The 212-nt window shown below is 45.8% G+C and carries 1 pseudogene; it reads right to left on the bottom strand.

The features are described 5' to 3' along the window. Nucleotides 1–212, bottom strand: a pseudogene (locus tag GOU96_RS18570) (transposase); the annotation flags it as partial.

Here is a 212-nt window from a genome sequence, read left to right as displayed (position 1 = left end):
TCAACAAAACATTCCTCCGGAGTTTGAAAGCCCAGACGAGCTCTGAGTCTACTGTTAAGTTTGTGGGCAATCGCGTTGCACTTTGCTTAAGTAAGTGTCGCCATTGAGGTGCCTTTGTGGAGATATTGTCGGATAAGGCCGTTGGTATTTTCATTGGTTCCTCGTTCCCAAGAGTGGTGTGGGTTAGCAAAATAAAATCGAGTATCGGTGAC

Source organism: Vibrio sp. R-1 (assembly GCF_035615595.1).
Classification (GTDB): Bacteria; Pseudomonadota; Gammaproteobacteria; order Enterobacterales; family Vibrionaceae; genus Vibrio; species Vibrio cholerae.
Note: the sequence above shows the minus strand (reverse complement) of the source record. Positions and strands in the feature narration are given on the sequence as shown.